Below are 2,659 nucleotides of genomic sequence, written 5' to 3' on the forward strand. Positions count from 1 at the left end.
CTTGCTTCTTCTTCTGCCTTTCTACGTGCTTCTACTTCTTCACGTTCCCTTGCTTCTTCTATTTTTAAATCATTTTCAGAAGTGCCTGCCTGTTTTTGAATTGTAGTGATCCAATCAAGAGCTGGGTTACTATTTGAAGATTCATTTTTAGGTGAATTTACATTTACACTTTCTTCACGTTGGTTCCGCGGTTGTTCTGAATGCTCTTGTGGTATTTGCTCACTTATTGTATCTTTATAGACATCCTCATATTGTTCTTCTTCCTCTGCTAGTAATCGCTCACGTCGTTCTTTTTCTTGTCTAATCCTTTCTTTAATTACGTTTCTTTTTCTATTATTATGCATATAACAACAATGGCCTCCTTTCTATTGGTACCTCATAAATGAGAGTAATTAAATTATTTATCCTTCATAATTAATCATGAGATATTTCTATAGAAAAACTAAGGAAAAATAAAGATAATATTATTTTTTTAAACATGATAAATAAAAAAGGATAAACAGGTAGCACCCATTTATCCTTCTTTTTATTTTACATCTATTGAGTTTTTAGTACATGTTATCCCCTTAACACACCCCTTTTTAAAAATTTTCAGACAGAAAAAGGATACAACACGCTCGTTATACTGTATATTCTGATGAATACAAAAATATATTTTCACACCATATTAAGTTCATCCATTACTTTCAACTTTTCATGTAATAGATTAAAAATTTCTTCTTTATAGTCACATTTTTTCAATTTTTTAATTGCTTCATCCTTTATTTGTGACACTCTTTCAGTTGTTATCATAAGTGCTTTTGCAATTTCTTTATGCAAATATACTTTACCATCTAGAAGACCAAAACATAGATTTAGTACCATCTTTTGCTTTGGGTTTAATACTTCATCAAATATTAACCATATCTCGTAATTTAAGTCTTCAATTACCATCTCATTTGTTGACGGAATTGCTGAACTATCATCATAGAATGGATTTAATATACCTATATCTTCATTTATTGTATCTACATCCAAAGTAATAGTAGTAGCTCGCTTATAATATACGTTGTGCTTAATGACTGTTTCGCTAGTTACATTTAACTCTTTTGCTACTTCTTCCACTGAAGGGGTTCTGTTGTACATTTGTAGATATTTATCTTCTAACTCGACATATCTTAAATTAAATTGATTCACATAATTAGGGATTTTAAAAGATCCGGACTTTTTTTTACATATAATTCCTAACATACTTTTTTGTATCCACCAAAAAGCGTACGTGGAAAAGCAATACCCTAATGCCGGATTAAAATCTTCCATTGCCCGTAACATTCCCTCATTACCTTCTTGGACCAGATCATCAAACTCTATATCAGGGTGCTTGTTTTTGTACTTTCTTGCAATAGATAATACTAGTCCTACATTCACATGAAACAAATAATCACGTAGATCCTTTTCACCATGTTTGTACCGCTGAAATAATTTTAAACTTTCTTGTTTTGATAGTACCTTATAATTCCCAATTTCCTTAATTTCAAAAGTGTTTTCTTCTAGATTTGCCATTGGCTTAATACTTCTTGCAGTAGAACTTTGTATTATAGTTTTATCTAATGATTCATCGCGATTCAAGCTACTATATGAATGATTCATACTTATTCCTCCCTTCTCATTTTTAACGAATTGTTTCTAAAAACATCTTTGTCTCCTTTTGTACGTTACTAATCAACTTACAATTCCTTGCACATGTATTGGCAACTTCTTTATGTGCTTTCGTTTTTCTCAATTCTATATAAATATCGCATCCTTTGCAGATGCTACTAATACCTTCCATTATTTCTAATTGTCTTCTTCTCTCATATAAAAACTGCTCTTTTGTTTTCTTCTCGCTTACTCGTCTCCCCATTTGTTTCACCTCGTATACATGAATAGTATTATTTAGTAATTAAAAACTACTATCGGTATTACATAGATACGAAACTTCGCCTTCAAAACTCTTCCAAATTTCTCCTGTATGTATATGATATAGGATTATAACAAAATGTAAAATAAATTATTCTAAAAATTTCAAAAAATTACCGATATATTAAAATATCCATCATTTCCTTATGATTAAACTAATTATATTTATATAAATCTTGATAATCATCAAAGTTTATATATACAATTTAAACCCTTATGACTATCAAGAACACGTATAAAACAATGGATGTATTGTATTCTTCTATACAATACATCCTTCGATTTTATAAAAACCACTCATTCTAATTATGGTATAGAAAAGTACTTAATCATTTCTAGCCCTTATTAATATATCTCTTAATTTATTTCAAGTGAACTACCCGCCACTTAACGTCCTAACGGACTGTTTGAAGTCGGGGCTTCTCGGTTAGTCGTTACTTTTGGTAGCTAACGAATTCGTCCTAAGACAGCCGAGCTAACTCCCTTGTTCCAAGGGTTATTTTATTGCTATCTATGCTAACGCTAATAGGCGTATTGCTTCATTTTTGATATTGATAGCTGCGTTATAATCTCTATCGAGATTTACACCGCATATACAAGAGTAGACTCGCTCAGACAATGACATACTTTTCACATTTCCACAACTGCTACATGTTTTTGTGGAAGGAAACCATTTGTCTATTTTCACAAGCTGTTTGCCTTGTTCATTTAGTTTATAAGC

Annotated in this window: 3 protein-coding genes and 1 pseudogene; all 4 read right to left on the reverse strand. The window is 31.0% G+C overall.

Annotated elements, in window-relative coordinates:
• Window positions 1-344 (reverse strand): annotated as a pseudogene (locus tag BUA87_RS31690) (hypothetical protein); the annotation flags it as partial.
• A 313-nt stretch (window positions 345-657) separates the two neighbouring features.
• A complete protein-coding gene (locus tag BUA87_RS07565) occupies window positions 658-1,629 on the reverse strand; it encodes a sigma-70 family RNA polymerase sigma factor (protein ID WP_072938971.1) in 972 nt (323 codons plus the stop codon).
• A gap of 22 nt (window positions 1,630-1,651) precedes the next feature.
• The gene (locus BUA87_RS07570; RefSeq protein ID WP_000533697.1) at window positions 1,652-1,882 is read right to left on the reverse strand and encodes a hypothetical protein; all 231 of its coding nucleotides are present in this window, start codon (window positions 1,880-1,882) and stop codon (window positions 1,652-1,654) included.
• Window positions 1,883-2,449: 567 nt separating this feature from the next.
• The coding region (locus tag BUA87_RS07575; protein ID WP_142953279.1) for a zinc ribbon domain-containing protein at window positions 2,450-2,659 on the reverse strand (210 nt) is incomplete at its 5' end.

The sequence above is a fragment of the Bacillus sp. bc15 genome (assembly GCF_900142585.1).
GTDB classification, from domain to species: domain Bacteria; phylum Bacillota; class Bacilli; order Bacillales; family Bacillaceae_G; genus Bacillus_A; species Bacillus_A cereus.

What these genes read in the sequence shown, in the direction of transcription:
- BUA87_RS07565 (WP_072938971.1), bottom strand. Translation starts at nt 1,629, where the DNA reads ATGAATCATTCATATAGTAGCTTGAATCGCGATGAATCATTAGATAAA.
- BUA87_RS07570 (WP_000533697.1), bottom strand. Translation starts at nt 1,882, where the DNA reads ATGGGGAGACGAGTAAGCGAGAAGAAAACAAAAGAGCAGTTTTTATAT.